The organism is Sanguibacter massiliensis, assembly GCF_900240335.1.
Classification (GTDB): Bacteria; Actinomycetota; Actinomycetes; order Actinomycetales; family Cellulomonadaceae; genus Flavimobilis; species Flavimobilis massiliensis.
This window is the reverse complement of sequence record NZ_LT964987.1, coordinates 1-3,290: the sequence shown is the minus strand read 5'-3', so window position 1 is coordinate 3,290 and position 3,290 is coordinate 1. Positions and strand designations below refer to the sequence as shown.

4 protein-coding genes and 2 pseudogenes are annotated in these 3,290 nt (G+C 67.2%); 5 read left to right on the top strand and 1 reads right to left on the bottom strand.

Going from position 1 to position 3,290, the window contains the following annotated elements; all coding sequences use genetic code 11:
• Positions 1-158, top strand: a pseudogene (locus C1729_RS15135) (deferrochelatase/peroxidase EfeB); the annotation flags it as partial.
• Positions 159-196: 38 nt separating this feature from the next.
• Here C1729_RS15135 and C1729_RS14075 read toward each other — a convergent pair.
• Positions 197-649 carry a hypothetical protein gene (locus C1729_RS14075; RefSeq protein WP_102510774.1) on the bottom strand — a complete coding sequence of 151 codons (453 nt, stop codon included), beginning with the start codon at positions 647-649 and terminating at the stop codon, positions 197-199.
• A 92-nt stretch (positions 650-741) separates the two neighbouring features.
• Here C1729_RS14075 and C1729_RS14070 point away from each other — a divergent pair, with 92 nt between their 5' ends.
• From C1729_RS14070 to C1729_RS14055, 4 genes and pseudogenes are all read left to right on the top strand, one after another.
• Entirely contained in the window at positions 742-1,167 is a 426-nt protein-coding gene (locus C1729_RS14070) for an SRPBCC family protein (RefSeq protein ID WP_013882283.1), read from the top strand.
• Between the two features lie 49 nt (positions 1,168-1,216).
• Entirely contained in the window at positions 1,217-1,615 is a 399-nt protein-coding gene (locus tag C1729_RS14065; protein ID WP_102510773.1) for a MarR family winged helix-turn-helix transcriptional regulator, read from the top strand.
• A gap of 59 nt (positions 1,616-1,674) precedes the next feature.
• Entirely contained in the window at positions 1,675-3,111 is a 1,437-nt protein-coding gene (locus C1729_RS14060) for a Mu transposase C-terminal domain-containing protein (RefSeq protein WP_102510772.1), read from the top strand.
• A 52-nt stretch (positions 3,112-3,163) separates the two neighbouring features.
• Positions 3,164-3,290: pseudogene (locus C1729_RS14055) on the top strand (hypothetical protein); the annotation flags it as partial.

The following is a 3,290-nucleotide window of genomic DNA, read 5'->3' as shown; positions in this document are numbered from 1 at the left end:
TCATCCCCATGCAGACCCGCATGGCGCGTGACGACCTGCTCGTCGAGTACCTGCGGCACACGGGCTCAGGGCTCTTCGCCGTGCCGCCGGGCGTGCCCGCGGACGCGCGACTGTCCCCCGTCGACGGAGCGTTCGTGGGCGAGGGCCTGTTCGCCTAAGCACACGGTGCGCCCGAGGTGCGGTGAAGGCGCGGGACTCAGCCGTCCGCCACGCGCTCAGCGGCGTCGTCGGTCGCGACCGTGAGCGCGACGGCGGCGGGGTAGCTGCCGTCGAAGGCATAGCTCCCGTCCAGGGTCCTGTCGGGTCCGCTCACGCGCACCTTTGCGGACGCGCCGTCTGTGCTCGCTCCGACGAGCGTCCAACCGCCAAGCCGCGCGAGGTCGTCGGGCCCGTACGCGAGGTCGCGGAGCAGTTCGACCCAGTCAAGGTGCGGGTCGCCACGCACGATGTCGGGCAGGTCGCCTCGGTGGGGGACCGCGCATTCGACGCCTGCCGCGCGGAGCGCGTCGTGCAGAGCGTCCCGCGTGCTGCCGGGACTCAGCGCAACTCTGGCACCACAGGCCGACGTGACGACGATGCCGTCGACGGTGATCACAAGCTCGACGATGTGGATCGCGGAGATACGTGACGCGCCTTCGGCGGCGTTCACTGTCACTGTCGCGTGACCGGAGCTCCGGACGATGGTTTCAGTAGCGCACACCTTGAGGTATAGTAAGCGCACTTACTACTAGGAGGATTGCCATGTGGACGACGAACTACACGCAGACAACCACTGCCGCCCCATCCGCGGTCTGGGGTGCGCTGGAAAGGCTGCACTCAGGCACGCCACTCGGCCCGAACTCCGACGCCTTCGAGTTGCACGGGCCATTCGCTGTCGGGACGACACTCACGATCACGCCACAAGGTCAAGAGCCGATGCAGTCGACGATCGTTTCTCTCGTGGCCGACACGACCTATGCGGACCGCACCGTTTTCGGCGACCTGGAGCTGACCTTCCGGCATGACCTCGCTCCGTCCGCTGACGGCGGGACGACGGTGACGCACACGCTCATCATCGACGGACCCGGCTCCGACGACATCGGACCCGAACTCGGGCCGCAGATCAGCGGGGACTTCCCCGTGGCGATGGCAGAACTCCTGTCCGCGGCAGAACAGTCTTCCGAGTAGTCGCGTGTCCGGAGGTCTAGATACTCGGCATCCCGACGCGCAGTCGAGTATGGGGCTCGCGTTGTGGCGAGCAACCAACGCCTGGCAGAGGCACATTCGCGCAGCTCTCGCCCCGCACGACTTGACGCACGTCCAATATGTGCTTCTCGCGTCGCTGACGTGGATGGATCGCACCGAGCCGGTGAGCCAGCGCGACCTTGCGCAGCACGCGGAACTCGACGTAATGATGACCTCGCAGGTACTCCGGGCACTCGAAGCGAAGGGCTATGTTCGCCGGGAACCTCACCCGGAAGATCGGCGAGCGATAGCGCTGGCACCGACTGTTCGCGGAGTCGAGCTGGCAAATCTGGCCACGCGGGACGTTGAGTCCACGGATGCCACCTACTTCGGCGCGTTGAATCAGAGTCAGCGCGAAGCGCTTCTCACCGCCCTCCAACGGCTCACATAAACGACCGTTCGATCTCCCGGCACCTGGCCGAGCACGTCGAGCGAGCCTGACGAGGGATCATGGCGCACCTCAGCGACCGGCAGAAAGCCGAGCTTGTGCGCCAACACCTCGACGGTGTGCCCTGGACACGGATCGCGGAGCACTCCAGCGTCACGGTGCGAACCTTGCAGCGATGGGCTGCTCGCGTCGAGGCGGGGCAGCTCGCGACACCGCCTCGCCGAGATCAAGGCGCCTCGCGCACCCCCGCAGAACTGGTCACAGCGATCGAAGCGCTGGCCGTTCGCCGGCCGACTCCCACCATCGCGTACATTCATCGGCGCGTCGGCGATGTCGCACGCGATCGCGGTTTACCAGCTCCCGGGTACACGACCGTTCGCCACATCGTGCACGCTCTCGACCCCGGCCTGACAGCCCTCGCCGAAGGCGGTGACGCGGCGTACCGCGACAAGTTCGAGCTCGTCTACCGGCGCACGACATCCGCCCCGAATGAGCAGTGGCAGATGGACCACACGCTGTTGGACGTGATGTTCCTCGACGACAAGCAGATGCCCGTGCGTCCCTGGCTGACGATCGTGCTCGATGACTACTCTCGTGCCGTCGCCGGGTACGCGCTCGGGGTTTCGGCGCCCACGGCCGAGCGCTCCGCACTGGCGTTTCACCAAGCCGCGAGCCGGAAGCGACGTGCCTCGTGGGTGGTGTCGGGGCTCCCCGGTGTTCTCTACAGCGACCACGGGTCGGATTTCACCTCAGACAGGATCGAACAGGTGTGCCTGGACCTGCACGTGCGCCCCATCCACTCCCGGGTCGGCGTTCCGCAGGGCCGCGGGAAGATCGAGCGGTTCTACCGCACCATGACAACCGAATTGCTCCCGCACCTACCTGGCTTTATCCCGTACGGCACCGGTGGCACACCCACCAGCGCCCCCGCGTTGGCCCTGCATCAGCTTGACGACGTCCTCGAGCGGTACATCGTCGACGAATACAACGAGCGCCCGCACTCCGCGACCGGGACGGCACCGCACGCGCGGTGGCGGAGCGGGAGCTTCATCCCGCGAATGCCCGCACACCCGGAAGACCTCGACGCGCTGCTGCTGACCGCCACCGCCTCCAGACGCGTGCAGCGCGACGGCATCCGGTTCGCCTCCACCCGATACGTCTCGCCCGTCCTCGCCGCATACGTCGGTGAAGACGTCACCATCCGCTACGACCCCCGCGACCTCGGCGAGATCCGGGTGTTCCACGACAATGCGTTCCTTAGCCGCGCGATCGCCCCCGAACGCTCCTCCCAAACGATCACCTTCGCCGACCTGCAGAGCGCAAGGAACAACCGACGCCGGGCACTAAAGCAGCAACTCCGATCCCTCACCAACATCGCCGGCTCACTGCCGGAAGACACTCGGCACCGCCCCGCGGCCGCGCCTCTCCCTCCGCCCGAGCTCACCGCGACAAACCCGCAACCGAAGCGGCACGGATTGAGAACCTATGCCAACGACTGAACCGAGCGCCAGCAAACCGGTATCCGTCCTCGTCGGCGCGGACGACGACGGGCGACGCATCCGCATGACGATCGAGACGTGGGACCGCGCGCACCTGCGCGAGCAGGAGACGCTCATCGGCCGCACGAAGGGCACGGGGGCGCCGCTCTCGGGCGGCGAGGAGCACACTGCGCCCGACT

Bases quoted from the DNA above. Each gene is read 5' to 3' on its own strand.
- C1729_RS14070 (WP_013882283.1), top strand. From the start codon at position 742: ATGTGGACGACGAACTACACGCAGACAACCACTGCCGCCCCATCCGCG.
- C1729_RS14065 (WP_102510773.1), top strand. From the start codon at position 1,217: ATGGGGCTCGCGTTGTGGCGAGCAACCAACGCCTGGCAGAGGCACATT.
- C1729_RS14060 (WP_102510772.1), top strand. From the start codon at position 1,675: ATGGCGCACCTCAGCGACCGGCAGAAAGCCGAGCTTGTGCGCCAACAC.